At 60.6% G+C, this 14,455-nt stretch carries 15 protein-coding genes; 4 read left to right on the top strand and 11 right to left on the bottom strand.

All coding sequences use genetic code 11. The annotated features are described in order from the left end of the window. Positions 1-8: 8 nt before the first annotated feature. Entirely contained in the window at positions 9-224 is a 216-nt protein-coding gene (locus tag OH720_RS19945) for a hypothetical protein (protein WP_180207137.1), read from the top strand. Positions 225-263: 39 nt separating this feature from the next. Here the strand turns inward: OH720_RS19945 and OH720_RS19940 are convergent, their stop codons facing one another. Further along, positions 264-482 carry a DUF4287 domain-containing protein gene (locus OH720_RS19940; protein ID WP_272602596.1) on the bottom strand — a complete coding sequence of 73 codons (219 nt, stop codon included), beginning with the start codon at positions 480-482 and terminating at the stop codon, positions 264-266. A 1,186-nt stretch (positions 483-1,668) separates the two neighbouring features. Here OH720_RS19940 and OH720_RS19935 point away from each other — a divergent pair. After that, the gene (locus tag OH720_RS19935; RefSeq protein ID WP_272602595.1) at positions 1,669-2,079 is read left to right on the top strand and encodes an NUDIX hydrolase; all 411 of its coding nucleotides are present in this window, start codon (positions 1,669-1,671) and stop codon (positions 2,077-2,079) included. A gap of 19 nt (positions 2,080-2,098) precedes the next feature. Further along, positions 2,099-2,620, top strand: a complete 522-nt coding sequence (locus OH720_RS19930) for a GNAT family N-acetyltransferase (protein WP_272602594.1) — start codon at positions 2,099-2,101, stop codon at positions 2,618-2,620. On the opposite strand, the gene OH720_RS19925 is transcribed toward OH720_RS19930, so the two are convergent. Genes OH720_RS19925 through OH720_RS19910 form a run of 4 tightly spaced genes read right to left on the bottom strand, consistent with a single transcriptional unit; the run spans position 2,607 to position 6,195 of the window. Then, positions 2,607-2,942, bottom strand: coding sequence for a hypothetical protein (locus tag OH720_RS19925; RefSeq protein WP_272602593.1), 336 nt, complete (start codon positions 2,940-2,942; stop codon positions 2,607-2,609). The genes OH720_RS19930 and OH720_RS19925 overlap by 14 nt on opposite strands. 1 nt (position 2,943) lies before the next feature. Further along, positions 2,944-3,510, bottom strand: coding sequence for an SCO family protein (locus OH720_RS19920; protein ID WP_272602592.1), 567 nt, complete (start codon positions 3,508-3,510; stop codon positions 2,944-2,946). Positions 3,511-3,513: 3 nt separating this feature from the next. Beyond that, positions 3,514-4,650, bottom strand: a complete 1,137-nt coding sequence (locus tag OH720_RS19915; protein ID WP_272602591.1) for a hypothetical protein — start codon at positions 4,648-4,650, stop codon at positions 3,514-3,516. A 12-nt stretch (positions 4,651-4,662) separates the two neighbouring features. Continuing rightward, complete coding sequence (locus tag OH720_RS19910; RefSeq protein WP_272602590.1) at positions 4,663-6,195, bottom strand: multicopper oxidase family protein; 1,533 nt, start codon at positions 6,193-6,195, stop codon at positions 4,663-4,665. Positions 6,196-6,558: 363 nt separating this feature from the next. Between OH720_RS19910 and OH720_RS19905 the strand changes: the two genes are divergently transcribed. Continuing rightward, complete coding sequence (locus OH720_RS19905; protein WP_272602589.1) at positions 6,559-6,963, top strand: DUF488 domain-containing protein; 405 nt, start codon at positions 6,559-6,561, stop codon at positions 6,961-6,963. 9 nt (positions 6,964-6,972) lie between these two features. Here OH720_RS19905 and OH720_RS19900 read toward each other — a convergent pair whose 3' ends face one another. The 6 genes from OH720_RS19900 to OH720_RS19875 form a co-directional block, all read right to left on the bottom strand. Further along, positions 6,973-8,142 (bottom strand): GGDEF domain-containing protein, encoded by a 1,170-nt coding sequence (locus OH720_RS19900; RefSeq protein WP_272602588.1) that lies wholly within the window; start codon positions 8,140-8,142, stop codon positions 6,973-6,975. A gap of 124 nt (positions 8,143-8,266) precedes the next feature. Then, positions 8,267-9,052, bottom strand: coding sequence for a 2-oxo-tetronate isomerase (gene otnI / locus OH720_RS19895; RefSeq protein WP_272602587.1), 786 nt, complete (start codon positions 9,050-9,052; stop codon positions 8,267-8,269). A 1,013-nt stretch (positions 9,053-10,065) separates the two neighbouring features. Further along, positions 10,066-10,704, bottom strand: a complete 639-nt coding sequence (gene otnC, locus OH720_RS19890) for a 3-oxo-tetronate 4-phosphate decarboxylase (RefSeq protein WP_272602586.1) — start codon at positions 10,702-10,704, stop codon at positions 10,066-10,068. Then, positions 10,701-11,993 (bottom strand): 3-oxo-tetronate kinase, encoded by a 1,293-nt coding sequence (gene otnK / locus OH720_RS19885; protein ID WP_272602585.1) that lies wholly within the window; start codon positions 11,991-11,993, stop codon positions 10,701-10,703. The genes otnC and otnK overlap by 4 nt, the downstream gene beginning before the upstream one ends. A 10-nt stretch (positions 11,994-12,003) precedes the next feature. Beyond that, positions 12,004-12,978: a D-erythronate dehydrogenase gene (gene denD / locus OH720_RS19880; RefSeq protein WP_272602584.1), complete on the bottom strand. Its 975-nt coding sequence runs from the start codon at positions 12,976-12,978 to the stop codon at positions 12,004-12,006. Positions 12,979-12,993: 15 nt separating this feature from the next. Next, complete coding sequence (locus OH720_RS19875; RefSeq protein WP_272602583.1) at positions 12,994-14,304, bottom strand: MFS transporter; 1,311 nt, start codon at positions 14,302-14,304, stop codon at positions 12,994-12,996. Positions 14,305-14,455 lie beyond the last annotated feature (151 nt).

The following is a 14,455-nucleotide window of genomic DNA, read 5'->3' as shown; positions in this document are numbered from 1 at the left end:
AACGACCCATGAATCGGCCATCAAGAAGCCTGCGCAAACTGCTCGACTCCGTCGCCGCCAACAATGAAAGCGCGGCGCTGGACGTGATGCGCGCCGCTGAACAGCTCAAGGATGAAGTGTTGCGTCAACGCTTGCTCAACCTGATTCATCGGCTCAACCAGGACGCCATCGATTTGCGGATTGCGCGGGATGAGATTCAGGGGGGTGGGATCAAGCTGGCGTGAGGGGCGCCCTTCAACCTGCTGAAAGGGCGCCAGGCGCTGTCACTGGTTTTTCGCGCTGGCCAGGTAATGGGCGACCAGAGCATTGGCGTGGCCATGACCCAAGCCGTGCTCGGTCTTGAGCCAGGCCACCATTTCCATGTGCTTCTTGGTGTTGACGGTCTTGAGCAGGTCAAGCCAGTGGGTGACCGGGTGTCCGTACTTTTTTTCGATAGAGGGGAAGTACGAGGCGGGTCCTTTTGTTTGTGTCTCTTCAGTCACGTTGCAAACTCCTTTTTTTGCCGGGTTATCAGGGGGGCGTGCCGGGCGCTCTGGAAAGTCGGGTAATGCTCCGAATGCAGTACCGGTGACGTTACTTTTTAGCCTGCACTGAATCCGGTGTCCACTCTTGGTGGGTCCTGCTTTAGATGGCCGATGATTGTCTTTCAGGTGTACATATCCATTCCTGCGGTAACGGCCACCTATGGTTTCGCCCTTACGGCGAGTCACTTGGAAGAGCCCCAAGTAACCAAGGGCTCTTGCCCCTGGCGTTCGGCCCCTCGCTGGGGCTCGGGGTACCCTCGCTCCGGTCCTGCTCCGTGGGTCGCCGCGATGGGCCATCCATGGCCCAGCGCGGCTAAACCGGCATCCATGCCGGTTTACCCACTGCGCAGAACCTCCACTCGGCCTCTCGAGGGGGCAAGAAAATCAAAAGCCAAAGCAAAGCGAGGCGGCCTGACAGCCGACCTGATCGGGAGCCGTACGCAATTCCCTTGTAGGAGCCAGGCTTGCCGGCGAACCAGGCGCTGCGGTGTGTCTGTTGTACCGCGTTATCGTTCTTCGCCGGCAAGCCTGGCTCCTACAGGGGATTGGGGTATCTGCAAAAGTCAGGTCGGCTGTCAGGCCGCCTCGCTTTGCTTTGGATTTGGGTGCCCCGTTAACCATGCTGGCCGAACGCAGGCATTGCGCAGTGGGGAAACCGGCAGGACGCCGGTTTAGCCGCGCTGGGCCATGGATGGCCCATCGCGGCGACCCACGGAGCAATGCCGGAGTGAGGGCATGCCGAGCCTAAGCGAGGCACCAAGTGGTGGGGCAAAGCCTTTTGCTTACTTTTCGGCGTTTGGAAAAGTGAGTCGCCGTAAGGGCGAAACCATAAGTGGTCGTTACCGCAGCAATGGATATGTACTCAGATAACAATCTCCCACACAACATCTCCCACAGACTTTGACGCGGCATGGATCAACGTTGCTAGAGGCTCCGAAGGAGGTCGTCAGAAGTTGACGGACAGGCTCAGGGTGTGAGGGGGCAAAAAAATTGATGTGAACTTCTGTAGGAGCCCGGCTTGCCGGCGAAGGCGCCCGAAAGACCGACGCAGCATTCAAGGCCGCCTTCGCCGGCAAGCCTGGCTCCTACAAATGCATGTCAAACGCCGTATGATGCTGGCTTCATTGTCGATAAGGACGTCGCCATGTCCCCCAACAAGGCTTGCCCCGTCATCCTCTCCAGCATTGCCGGGCCCCGCATCCTTCTGTTCCGCCATCCCCTCGCAGGCGTGCAACTGGTCAAAGGCACCATCGAGTCAGGTGAAACACCCGCCGAGGCCGCTCTTCGGGAATTGAGCGAGGAGTCCGGCATTGACGACGCCACGGTTGTCATTGACCTGGGTTGCTGGAACGCCGAACACCTCGAGCAGGTATGGTCATTTCAACTGTGCCACACACCGGCGTCGCTGCCGGAGCAATGGACCCACCAGACGCGCGATGACCATGGCCACGTCTTCAGCTTCTTCTGGGCACCGCTTGATGAATTGCCGTTTGCTGATTGTCATCCGGTCTTCCGCCGGGCATTACGGTACCTGACGGTCACGCTTTCGGCCTGAAGTACAGGAGAGTTGATGCATGAAGCCATTTAGAATTCGCGAGCTGAAAAGTACAGACGCTCAAGCCTTGCTGGCATTCGAAACCCGCAACCGCGAATGGTTCGAATCGCATATCGATGCGCGCGACCCTTCTTTTTACTCATTGCAAGGTGTCGCCGAACATATCGAAGTCTATTTATCCGGTTATGCCATCGGCACCTGGCACCCGTTCGTTATTGAAGACAGCAGTGAACGGATCGTAGGGCGGGCAAACTTGAAAGGCATAGACCCATCGACGAGATCTGCAGAGGTGGGCTATCGAATCGGTCGTGACGCTTGCGGCCAGGGACTGGCGACGCAGGCACTCAAACATCTGATCGAGGAGGCACAGGCGCGTTGGCAACTCACGCAACTGGTGGCTTATGTATTCAAGGACAATGCCGGCTCGCGAAAAGTACTGACCCGGTGCGGATTCGTGCTTGAACAACCCTCCAGCAATGAAGCGTCGGAAGCCGAATGCCGATTCGTCCGTGTGCTCAATCCAGACCCTAATGCACGGTGATCGCCCAAGTGATGAACCCTGCAATGGCCGTGGTACAGGTCAAGGCGATAAGGAAAAGAACGTCGACCAGTTTTTCCAGAAAATGATTGCGGTTCACGTTGCTGGTGCGCAATGCCCAGTAGGACAGAAGTGTCGTAATTAAATACAGGATGGCGTTCATCGCAAGAAAGTCGTCACCCAGGGAGTCTTCACTTCTCAGCGTGGTCACCACCTGGAAAATTCCAATGACCGTAATGCACACGCCCACCATGGCCGCCGAAGCGGTAAAGACATGCACGCAGATATCTTCATTCAAGCTGATCGACGATTTTTTTTCGTTCATGTCATGCCCCGTCAGCCAGCGCAGTGACCACCTGTTGCTCTATGTCCTGCTCATCCATCCCTCGCCCGAAGTGCTTGAGGTAGCGGCCCTGGCTGTCGAGTAAAAACAGGATGGTCGAGTGGTCCATCATGTACTGGTCCGGTTTGTCGCCCGACGGCACTTTCTTGTAGTACACGTGATAGGCATCGGTGATCCGGGCGATCTCTTGCGCCGTGCCGGTCAGGCCGACGAAATCGCTGGCGAAGTATTTCACGTAGGCCTTGAGTTTGCCGGGGGTGTCACGCTCCGGGTCGATGGTGACGAAGACCGGCCGCACCTTGATGCCTTGCCGTTGTTGCAACTGCCGGCTGATGCGGGCCATTTTCGCAAGGTCGGTGGGGCAGATGGCCGGGCAGGTCATGAAGCCGAAGTAGAGCAGCACCGGCTCACCGAAGCTGCGCTCGTTGACCCGCTGGCCATTCTGATTGGTCAGCTGGAACGGCCCGCCGATGTCGCTGCGGGTGGCGGCGCCGGTACTGGTTACCAAGCCCATCAACAGCAGGGCGAAAACCGCACAAAGCCACCTCATCGATCAATACCCTCCGGAATACGTCAGCGCCAGGCCGACGAGTTCGGACATCTGGCCATCCTCTTTCTGGGTGCCGGCGGACAGCCCGAGCTTGATCTGCCCGGTGATGTTGTAGGTCAGACTCAGCTCGTTCAGATAATCCTGCCGATCGGCGCCCCCCGTCGATTGGCGATGCTTGTCGGTGCGGGTCGCGCCGAAGGACCAGTCACCGAAATCGAACGTCAGCGATGTGGTGAGGTAGCGGGTGTCGTTGCCCTTGATGCCATCTTCATTGTCGACATCGGCGAATTCGATGAAGGGCACGATATCGAAGTAACGCCCCTCCAGCGTCGGCTCAAGATCCGTGCTCGGTTCATAGGCCCAGATGTAGCGGGCGGAGGCGATCTTGATGGTTTCGTCGTCTTCCCCCGGCGGATCGGGTTGCGTCTGGTCCTCGGCCTTTTTGTTGAACATATAGCCGGCCTGCATTTCCAGATAAGGCACCGCCGGGATCGCAATCCAGTTCACCATCAGCGCCCAGGAATCGAGCTTGCCGGTATTCGAGGGGCCGCCGTCGCTTCGCTGCAGCTTCTCGCCATGGCGCAGATACGGTCGGCCGAGGAACGAATTGTCCGCGGTGTACAGGCTCAGGTTGGGCTCTATCATGCCCAGTTTCTGGTCGAAAAAACGGTACGCCACGGTGCCGCCGAGCATGCCGTCGAGGTCGTAGGTGCTGACGTAATCATTGGTGTAGAGGCCCGGCGCCTGATCCTGCGCACGTCCGAACGGCACGTGGAACTTGCCGACCGAGAACGCCGAGTTGGCGTTGTTCTGGTAGTAGTTGAGGTCGTTGATCACCAGGCCCACGTCTTCGAAAAAACGCTTTTGCCCGGGCTCGGGCCCGGCTATGGGATTGATCTCGGTGGACAGCTGGATCTGCTGGTCGTGGGTGAAGCGAAAGTAGAACGTGGTGTTGATGTCCGGGTAGGCGTCCGTGCTGTTGCGATTGCCGCCCTGGGGCGAGTCGGCATGCACATGGTCATATTGAAAGGTCGCGTCGTAATCCATGCCGACGTTGGGGTACTGCCCGTCATCGGCCAGCGTCGCCTCGACGCCGCACACCGATCCCAGCAACAACACAGCCAAGCGATAGTTGCTCATGGCGCCCCCCCTTTATTTGATAAGCGGGCTGGACGCTTTCGGGTCCTGTCCGGTGTTGCGCAGGTAGGAGCACAACTGGTTGTTTTCACCGTACAGGCCGCCCAGGGGTTCGAGCTTGACCGCCTGCTCGTAGTCCTCGGGCTTGACCACCTGGATCGCTTGCATCATGCCGCCGTCCTCGTGTTCGAGGATGTGGCAGTGATAGACGAACTTGCCGAGGATCACCGGATCGCGGAAGGGGATGCGCACGGTGATCGAGCCCGTGGCGGGAATGAACACGTTGTCCCGGTAGCCACTGAACTGCACCGCCTTGCCATTGATTTCGGTGACCTGGAAGTCCACCTGGTGGATATGGAACTGGTGCAATTCCTGGGACGGGTTGAACAGCCGCCATTCCTCGACGTCACCGAGTTTCACCGTGGTATTGACCCGGTCCAGCTCGAAGCGCGTGCCGTTGATCAGGAATGCATTGGGGTCGGTGTCCGAGTCCTGGAAGGCGAACTGGCGGGTCTTGTTCACCGCGATCTTGCTGAAGTCCTCGGCGGGCGGGTAGGGGCTGGTGATCTGCTTCGTCGCCACCTGTTGACCGCTGGAGCGCAGGACTGCCAGTTTGGCCGAAGGGTAATCATCGCCTGCCGGCCCGGTATTGCCCGAACCCGCTTCAACTTCGTAGGTGCCCGCTGGCGGCCCGACAACCAGCACGCTGAAGCGCGCCGATGGCCCGATCAGCACCTGTTTGGTCTCGACCCGACGGGTCACGGTATTGCCGTCTCGGGACAGCACCTGCATCGTCTGGCCGTTGAGGCGGATGCGAAAGTACTGGTTGGCGGCAATGTTGATGAAGTGCCAGAGCTGGGTTTCGCCCGGCTTGATGTCGATGGTGGGGACTTCCTGGCCGTTGATCGTGCGGATCGACGGGGCGCTGGTGATGATCTCGCTGGCGACTTTACCGGTCAGGGTTTTCTGGAAGTTGCGCAGCACCAGCACCTGTTCCTTGATGCCCCTGAGTTCGGGGAACGGGTCGAGCATGCCGTCGACCAGGATCGGCCCGGCAATGCCCGCCGACACCTGGCGCTGGGAACCGCCATGGAAATGACTGTGATACCAATAGGCGCCGGGGCTGTGAGCGAGCGGCAGCTTGACGTTGTACTCACCGACTTGATGCGGGCGGGTCACGCGGAAAATATTGTCGCCCTGGTCCAAGGGCGAGACCTGCATGCCATGGAAATGCAGGTTGGTGATTTCGTCCATGCGGTTATCCAGGCGGATCGCCATGGTGCCGCCGGGTCGCGTTCGAATCAGCGGCGAGTCGTAATCGCCGTTGAATACCAGGGACACATAACGCTCGTTGCCCACATTGACCTGTTGCTCGGCCGCCGTCAGCGTGGCGTGGGTCACGCCGCTGGCATCGTAGGTGAATTCGGGATTCTGCCGCAGGGGTGGGGACGCAGGTTCAGTGGAGCGCTGGGTCGCACAACCGCTCAATGCCAGAGCGAACACGCTCGCGCAGAGTGCAAAGGAACGGACGCTGAGAGCTCTGGGCATGATCGCGACCTTCGTTGGCTTGGCGAGGAACGACCTGCGTGGTCCGACCATGCGTTGCCGAAGGTGACCAGAAGACACACCGGGCAATGCGCACGGCCACGTCCGGTGTGGCGCACAGTGTAATTGCGAACTTTTCGCAGTTTAGAACACGTCCGGCCGCTCGCAAGTTTTTTGGATCCAGCGTCACCCTGAAGCGATGAAAGGCGATTTTCTACCGTCATTCGGCGATCTTCGACCGTCAGAGATGCTCAGGTTTTTCGCGAGCAGGCTCGCTCCTACAATAAATCGTACCCAACCTAAAGATACGAGCCTTCCCTGGACTGGGGCATCATAAAGCGACCTCGCAGCGAGGAGCATACCGCCATGATTCAGTGCAAGAGTGCCTATGCAGATGCGACTGACGGAGACGGAAACCGTGTGCTGGTTGACCGCCTGTGGCCGCGCAATTGTCCAAAGGGCAGTCTTCAATTGACGGCATGGCTTCCCGATGTCGCCCCCTCGACGGAATTACGCAAAGCCTTCAACAGCAAAAAAATCAGCTTTGCGCAGTTCACCGTTGCCTATCGGCGCGAGCTGGCGGCCAAACCGCAGGGCTGGTGGCAATTGTTGCTGCTCGGCGAAAGGGGCACGCTTACCCTGGTTTTTGCGGCCAGGGATCTGCAGGCGAACAATGCAATTGTCCTGGCTCATTGGCTGGAAGATGAGTTGGAGCGGTTCGCGGAACCCAGCTCGCCAGTATGCTATCTGAGCGATTTTCCTGATTATTAGACCCGGTAATCAAAGCGGTTCATTGCTGGCAAAGGTCTGATCAACCAAACGTATGCTGTCGCGTCCGCCACGCTTGGACTGGTAGAGCGCCGCATCGCCTTGCTCGATCAATGCCGCCAGGCTCGCTGGCGGATGGTCGAACAGGTTGGCGCCGATGCTCAGGGTCACCGCTGCAGGTGTGGCGAATGTCTGTGCGGCGGCGTGGTGAAACTGCTCACGCAGGGCGTTGCCCAACCCGACGATTTGCTCATTCGATGCGTTGCGCAGCAGGATCACGAATTCGTCACCGCCCAGCCGCGCCGCCAGTGCGCCCTCAGGCAGGACCGAACGGATCAACCCGCTCAGCGTGACCAGCAGTCGGTCGCCTGCGGTATGGCCGTACAGGTCGTTGACCTGTTTGAAGTTGTCGATATCGATCAGCAGCAGGGCGCCGGGTCGTGCGGTGGAGACGTCATCGAGCAGGCGCGGTGCCCGCACTTCGAGGGCGCGGCGGTTGTACAAAGAGGTCAGCGGATCACGTGCGGCCAGCCGGGCGATGCGTTTCTCGCGCCTGTAGCGTTCGGTACCGGTCATGGATAGGGCGATCAGCATGATCGCCATCGCGCCCTCGACCAGGGAAATCTGAATGATCTCGCCACGAAACGCGGCAAGGTCGATCAGCGTGCCGGGAACGATGGCGGTGATCGACTTGGCCAGATAGAACAGCCCATGGACCAGCAGTACATAACGCAGTTGCACCGCTCCCACGCTCAACGACTTGCCATGGGGGCGCAGGAGGAAACTGGCCCTGAGCGTCACCAGGGCCACCAGTAGCGAATTGGCCAGCAGCATGACCTTCGACCACGACGGCTCGTCCGGCAACAACAGCAAGGCCACCCAGGCGACGAAGATCAGGTACCAGGCACGCGACAGCCGCGTCTGCGTGAAGCGCGCGACACCCAGCAGGAAACACCAGTGGGCCACCACCAGCAGGCCATTGGCGAACCATATGCCGACCAGCAGAAGGCCGGCCCCGCGCAGCAAGGCGAGTGTCGACCCCAGGGTGATGGTTGCGAAACCCGCGCTCCAGAACAGCAGCGAGGGCTCGCGAATGCTCCGCCATTCGATCGCCAGGTACAGCGCGGCGGCGGCTGCGAGGGCGGTCGAAATGGTCAACATCGTGGGTGGGTCGAGCGCCATAGCCTGTAGAACCTTTCTGATCTGCGATGAAAGGTGTGATTGTAAATGCTGGGCCGGTTTTTCGCAGATCCCGGTGCATTGAAAAAAGGTCGTGCCAGGATTGATAGGGCTGCTCGCTATTGATTCAGCGCGCCTGCCAATCGCGCAACCATCGCAACCCCTCGCTCGTGTTGCCGCGCGGCCGGTACTCGCAACCCACCCAGCCGCGGTAGCCCAGTTGATCGATCAGCTCGAACAGGTAGGGGTAGTTCAACTCGTTGTGCAGGTCCGGTTCGTGGCGATCCGGCACGCCCGCGATCTGGATATGACCGATGCCGGCGAAATCCCGACGCAGCTTCGTCGCCACGTCACCCTCGACGATCTGGCAGTGGTAGATGTCGAACTGGACCTTGAGATTGTCCTTGCCGACGGCTTTGCAGACGGCCTGGGCCTGATCCTGGCGGTTGAGGAAAAAGCCCGGCATGTCACGGGTGTTGATCGGCTCCAGCAACACGGTGATCCCGACCTTGGCCGCTTGCGTCGCCGCGTGGCTGAGGTTTTCCAGGTAGGTTTCGTGGTGTCGGGCTCGGTCCGCTTCGCTCGCCAGCAGCCCGGCCATGACGTGGATGCGGTCATTGCCCAGGATCGCGGCGTATTCCAGGGCCTGGTCGAAACCAGCGCGAAACTCCGCTTCGCGCCCAGGCAAGGATACGATGCCTCTTTCACCTGCCGCCCAATTGCCGGGCGGCGCGTTGAACAGGGCCTGGACCAGGCCGTTGTCGTCCAGTCGCTGTTTGATTTGTTGCGCGCTGAAGTCGTAGGGGAACAGGTATTCCACCGCCTGGAAACCATCGGCGGCGGCTGCGGCGAAGCGCTCGAGAAAATCGTGTTCCGGGTAGAGCATGCTGAGGTTGGCAGCGAAACGAGGCATGGTGACTCCTGAAATTAAAAATACCAGCGTAGGTTCAGTTAAGCGAAAAAGTCCTTGTAGAAGCGTAATTTGTTGACGGAGTGCATATCCATTCCTGCGGTAACGGCCACCTATGGTTTCGCTCTTACAGCGAGTCACTTGGAAGAGCCCCAGGTAACCAAGGGCTCTTGCCCCTGACGTTCGGTGCCTCGCTAGGGCTCGGCATGCCCTCGCTCCGGTCCTGCTCCGTGGGTCGCCGCGATGGGCCATCCATGGCCCAGCGCGGCTAAACCGGCATCCATGCCGGTTTACCCACTGCGCAGAACCGGAACGAAGCCTCTCGATGGGGCAAGAAAATCAAAAGCCAAAGCAGATCAAAAGCAAAGCGAGGCGGCCTTAAAGCCGACCTGATCGGGAGCCGTACGCGTTCCCCCTGTAGGAGCCAGGCTTGCCGGCGAAGAACGATAACGCGGTACAACAGACACACCGCAGCGCCTGGTTCGCCGGCAAGCCTGGCTCCTACAAGGGATCGGGGGTATCTGCAAAAGTCAGGTCGGCTTTAAGGCCGCCTCGCTTTTGTTTTTGATCTGGGGCGCCCCGTTAACCACGATGGCCGAACGCAGGCATTGCGCAGTGGGGAAACCGGCAGGACGCCGGTTTAGCCGCGCTGGGCCAGGGATGGCCCATCGCGGCGACCCACGGAGCAATGCCGGAGAGAGGGCATGCCGAGCCCTGGCGAGGCACCGAGTGGTGGGGCAAAGCCTTTTGGTTCCTTTTTGGCGTTTGAAAAAGGGACTCGCCGTAAGGGCGAAACCGCCAGTCGCCATCACCGAAGAAACGGATAAGCTCCCAATCCAATCCAATCCAATCCATACATATAACGTCAAGCTTAAGTGAACAGCATTGTTTGTAGGAGCGAGCCTGCTCGCGAAAAACCTGAGAGCGCCGCAGGGTGTCAGGCTTCCAGCGTTATCGTTGTCGTCCATCGCGAGCAGGCTCGCTCCTACAAATGCATTTAGCGTAAGGCCCGGTGGTTACCACTGCACGCCAAAAACCTCGTGCAGTTCATCCAGTGCGGCCTGGTCAAGCGGGGCCGGCTTGGGGTTGCTCATCAGCCAGAGGCGTGCCGTTTCTTCCAGCTCCTCCAGGGCATAACTCGCCTTCGACACCGAGCTTTCCCACACCACCGGACCCAGGCGCTCGAGCATCACCCCGCGCACGCTGTTGGCCAGTTGCGCAACCCGCTCGGCGACCTTCGGCGAGCCGGGACGCTCATAGGCGATCAACGGGATGTGCCCGACCTTCATCACCTGGTAGGGCGTCAGCGGCGGCAGGATGTCATCCTGCTGCCAGACCCCGGCCAGCGTCAACGCCACCAGGTGCGTGGAGTGGGTGTGCACCACGCCGCCGACACCCGGGTTGCGGTCATAGACCTCTCGGTGCAAGGCCAGGGTCTTCGACGGTTTGTCGCCGCTGACCCATTCCCCTGCCAGGTTGACCTTGGAGAGGGCGGCCGGATCCAGGCGGCCCAGGCACGCGTCCGTGGGCGTGATCAGCCAGCCATCGTCGAGCCGGGCGCTGATGTTGCCGGCACTGCCTACCGTGTAGCCACGGCTGTACAACTGGCCGCCGACGTCACAGATTTCTTCGCGCAGGGCATTTTCATTGCTCATGCTTGAACTCCCGCCAGGTGTTTCAGCGCCTTGGAGAAAAAGTCAGGGCCACCGAAGTTGCCGGACTTGAGCGCCAGGGCCAGTGGTTCCCCAGGTGTGCTGACACAAGCGGGCACGCCCGGATCAATTTGCGCACCGATCTGCAAGAGCTGGATCCCCAGCGCTTGCACCACGGCTCCGGAGGTTTCCCCGCCTGCGACCACAAAGCGTCGCACACCGGCCTGGCGCAGCCCGCTGGCTATCCGGCCCATGGCCTGCTCAACCATGTTCCCCGCGCGCTCGGTGCCCAGTTCACGTTGTACGGTCTTGACCTCATCCGGGGAGCTGGTGGCGTAGATCAGCACCGTTTCTGCCGAGTCAGCGGCGAAGGCCAGTGCCTGTTCGATCACCGGCGCTCCCGCAGCCAAGGCCAACGGGTCGATCCGAAAGGCCGGACGACCTGCCTGCAGCCAGCTCGCCACTTGCCCGTTGGTGGCTTGCGAAGCGCTGCCCGCGAGCACCACTTCGCCGCCGTCGACTGCGGGTACCTCGGCTGCATTCAGCTCGCGCAGTTTACCGGCCCGACGGAAGTTCTCCGGCAAGCCCAGCGCCAGTCCCGAACCACCCGTCAGCAGGGCAAGCCCGGCGCAGGCTTCGCCCAACAGATGCAGGTCGGCATCGGACACGGCATCGGCGATCGCCATGCGCACACCTTCGGCGCGAAGCTGCGTCATGCGGGCGCGAATGCTCTCCACGCCCTTGGACACCGTGTCATGGCGCAACAGGCCGACTTTGCCCTGGCTCTGCGCTTGCAACACCCGAACCAGGTTAGCGTCGGTCATCGGCGTCAGCGGGTGATGCTGCATGCCCGACTCGCTGAGCAACTGGTCCTGAACGAACAAATGCCCGCGAAACACCGTGCGCCCGTTTTCCGGGAAGGCGGGGCACGCCAGGGTGAAATCACTGTCCAGCGCGTCCAACAGCGCTTCGCTGACCGGGCCGATGTTGCCGGCAGCGGTAGAGTCGAACGTCGAGCAGTACTTGAAGAAAATCTGTTCGCAGCCACGCTCACGCAACCAGCGCAGCGCTTCGAGCGAGGCCTGCACAGCGTCGGCGGCCGGCACGGTCCGCGACTTCAGGGCGATGACGATCGCGTCGGCATCGAGTCGTTCAGCAACCTCGGCGCCGGGTATGCCGATGCTTTGCACGGTGCGCATACCGCCGCGCACCAGCATGTTGGCAAGGTCGGTGGCACCGGTGAAATCGTCAGCGATGCAGCCCAGCAGAGGGCGGGCAGGGGCATTCAACATGTCGGGCTCCTCATCCGGGCAGATAATCAGTCATGTACTGCTTGATCACGGCGCGGAAATCCTCATCCGCGGTGAATCCCAGGTCCCGGGAGTAGGTGGCGCAAAAGGACCCTGGCCACGAACCGACGATGCGCTCGATCGCCGGATTGCGCTCCAGGCTGATCCGCGCGGCCACGTGTTCACCGGCGACCTGGCGCAGGGCATCGATCATCTGTTCGACGGTAATCGACAGGCCTGGCATGTTGATCACCCGACCCTCGGTCATCTGCTCGCCGGCCAGTTCATGACCATGGATCAGGTTGGCGATCGCCTGCGCTGGCGACATCAGCCAGAGCCGCGTATCGAGCGGCACTGGGCACACGCTTGGCTGGCCGTTGAGCGGTTCGCGGATGATCCCGCTGGCAAAGCTGGAAGCGGCCAGGTTGGGTTTGCCCGGGCGCACCACGATGGTCGGCATGCGCAGGCTGCGACCATCCACAAAACCGCGCCGGCTGTAGTCGGCGAGCAGCAGGTCGTTCATGGCCTTTTGCGTGCCATAGGAACTCTGCGGTGCCCACACCTGATCATCACGCACGCGTTCCGGCAGTTGCCCACCGAATACCGCGACGGAGCTGGTCATCACCCATTTCGGGCAGGTGCCGAGCTGGCGAATGCGTTCGAGCATGTTCTGGGTCGCGGTGAAGTTGATGCGCATGCCCAGTTCGAAGTCGGCCTCCGCCTGGCTGGAAACCACCGCGGCCAAGTGGAAGATGCTGTCGGTGCTGGCGTCGATCAGGCTGTCCAGCACTTCAGGGTTGGCGATATCGCCACACACCACCGTTACCCGCGGATCATCGATGCCCTCGAGCGCGACCATGTCGAAGGCGACGATTTGCCCGATGGGCTGGGACTGGCCTGCACGGTCGGTGAGCGAGCCGCGCAGCAGCAGGGCTTCGATCAGACGGCGGCCAAGGAAGCCGGCTGCACCGGTCACGAGAATTTTCATGAGTTGCTCCAAACGTCAGCGGTTGACGAGTTTTCCGGGAATTTTGAAGACCAGCAGGGCGCCGAGGAACAACGCGCTCGCCATCACATACATGCCGATCGTGGTGCTGTGGGTGGTGTCCTTGAGGAAGCCCATCAGGTACGGCGAGACGAAGCCCGCCAGGTTGCCCCAGGAGTTGATCAGGGCGATGCCGGCTGCCGCGGCGGTGCCGCCGAGGAAGGCCGTTGGCAGGCTCCAGAACAGCGGCAGGGTGCTCATGGCGCCCATGGAGCCCAGGGTCAGGCCGATCATCGAAATGGTGAAGTTGTCGCTCCAGGTGGCGGAGATGAACAGCCCGATACCGCCCAGCACTGCGGTCAGTGCCAGGTGCCAGCGACGCTCGCGCAGCCGGTCGGCGCTGCGCGACACCAGGATCATGGTCATTGCGGCGGCGGCATAAGGGATGGCGGTGAGCATGCCGACCTGCAACACATCGCTGACGCCGGCCTGGCGGATCAGCGTCGGCAACCAGAAGCCCACGGTATAGAAGCCGGCGATCATGCAGAAATAGATGGCCGTCAGCAGCCAGATGCGCGGCTGCAGGAACACTTCTTTCAGGCTGTGTTTCTGGTGGCCGGCGGATTCCGCGTCGATGCGCGTCTGCAGCAGGGTTTTCTCTTCCCGGGTGAGCCAGCCGGCACTGGAGATGCGGTCGCTGAGGCAGAAGATCACCAGGATGCCGACGGCGATCGAAGGCAGCCCTTCGAGAAAGAACAGCCATTGCCAGCCGGCAAACCCATGGTCACCGTTGAAGGCGCTCATGATCCAGCCGGACAGGGGCGCACCGATCAGACCCGAGAGTGGCACGGCCGTGGCGAACAGGGCGTACATCTTGCCGCGGCGATGGGTCGGGAACCAGTAGGACAGGTAGAGGATGACGCCCGGGTAGAACCCGGCTTCGGCGATGCCCAGCAGGAAACGCATGATGTAGAAGGACATCGGCGTACTGACCAGCGCCATGGCCGAGGAGATGATGCCCCAGGTGATCATGATGCGCGCGATCCACAACCGCGCACCGACGCGATGCAGGATCAGGTTGCTGGGAATTTCCACGAGGAAGTAGGCAATGAAGAAAATCCCTGCGCCAAGGCCGTAGACGGCTTCGGAAAACTGCAGATCGTCGGACATCTGCAATTTGGCGAAACCCACGTTCACCCGATCCAGATAGGCGACGAGGTAGCACAGCAGCAACAACGGCAGGATACGCCACGCGGCTTTGCGATACGCAAGGTCCTCGAAGCGATCGGCGGGCGCGATGGCACCGGTTTGAATCACTGATTCAGTCATGTGTTTCCCCCATCCTTATTTTTGTAGTGGGTGACGTTGTTTTTATCGGACTTACATGAAGATCGGTTTTTTATCATAATACGTCATACGAATTCAAGGCGCAGAATCCAAAGAGGACGACGGGTCTAAAATGCAGTACCGTTCACCGATT

The sequence above is a fragment of the Pseudomonas sp. WJP1 genome (assembly GCF_028471945.1).
GTDB lineage: Bacteria > Pseudomonadota > Gammaproteobacteria > Pseudomonadales > Pseudomonadaceae > Aquipseudomonas.
This window is presented reverse-complemented; position numbering and strand designations above follow the sequence as displayed.

What these genes read in the sequence shown, in the direction of transcription:
- OH720_RS19945 (WP_180207137.1), top strand. Translation starts at nt 9, where the DNA reads ATGAATCGGCCATCAAGAAGCCTGCGCAAACTGCTCGACTCCGTCGCC.
- OH720_RS19935 (WP_272602595.1), top strand. Translation starts at nt 1,669, where the DNA reads ATGTCCCCCAACAAGGCTTGCCCCGTCATCCTCTCCAGCATTGCCGGG.
- OH720_RS19930 (WP_272602594.1), top strand. Translation starts at nt 2,099, where the DNA reads ATGAAGCCATTTAGAATTCGCGAGCTGAAAAGTACAGACGCTCAAGCC.
- OH720_RS19925 (WP_272602593.1), bottom strand. Translation starts at nt 2,942, where the DNA reads ATGAACGAAAAAAAATCGTCGATCAGCTTGAATGAAGATATCTGCGTG.
- OH720_RS19920 (WP_272602592.1), bottom strand. Translation starts at nt 3,510, where the DNA reads ATGAGGTGGCTTTGTGCGGTTTTCGCCCTGCTGTTGATGGGCTTGGTA.
- OH720_RS19915 (WP_272602591.1), bottom strand. Translation starts at nt 4,650, where the DNA reads ATGAGCAACTATCGCTTGGCTGTGTTGTTGCTGGGATCGGTGTGCGGC.
- OH720_RS19910 (WP_272602590.1), bottom strand. Translation starts at nt 6,195, where the DNA reads ATGCCCAGAGCTCTCAGCGTCCGTTCCTTTGCACTCTGCGCGAGCGTG.
- OH720_RS19905 (WP_272602589.1), top strand. Translation starts at nt 6,559, where the DNA reads ATGATTCAGTGCAAGAGTGCCTATGCAGATGCGACTGACGGAGACGGA.
- OH720_RS19900 (WP_272602588.1), bottom strand. Translation starts at nt 8,142, where the DNA reads ATGGCGCTCGACCCACCCACGATGTTGACCATTTCGACCGCCCTCGCA.
- otnI (WP_272602587.1), bottom strand. Translation starts at nt 9,052, where the DNA reads ATGCCTCGTTTCGCTGCCAACCTCAGCATGCTCTACCCGGAACACGAT.
- otnC (WP_272602586.1), bottom strand. Translation starts at nt 10,704, where the DNA reads ATGAGCAATGAAAATGCCCTGCGCGAAGAAATCTGTGACGTCGGCGGC.
- otnK (WP_272602585.1), bottom strand. Translation starts at nt 11,993, where the DNA reads ATGTTGAATGCCCCTGCCCGCCCTCTGCTGGGCTGCATCGCTGACGAT.
- denD (WP_272602584.1), bottom strand. Translation starts at nt 12,978, where the DNA reads ATGAAAATTCTCGTGACCGGTGCAGCCGGCTTCCTTGGCCGCCGTCTG.
- OH720_RS19875 (WP_272602583.1), bottom strand. Translation starts at nt 14,304, where the DNA reads ATGACTGAATCAGTGATTCAAACCGGTGCCATCGCGCCCGCCGATCGC.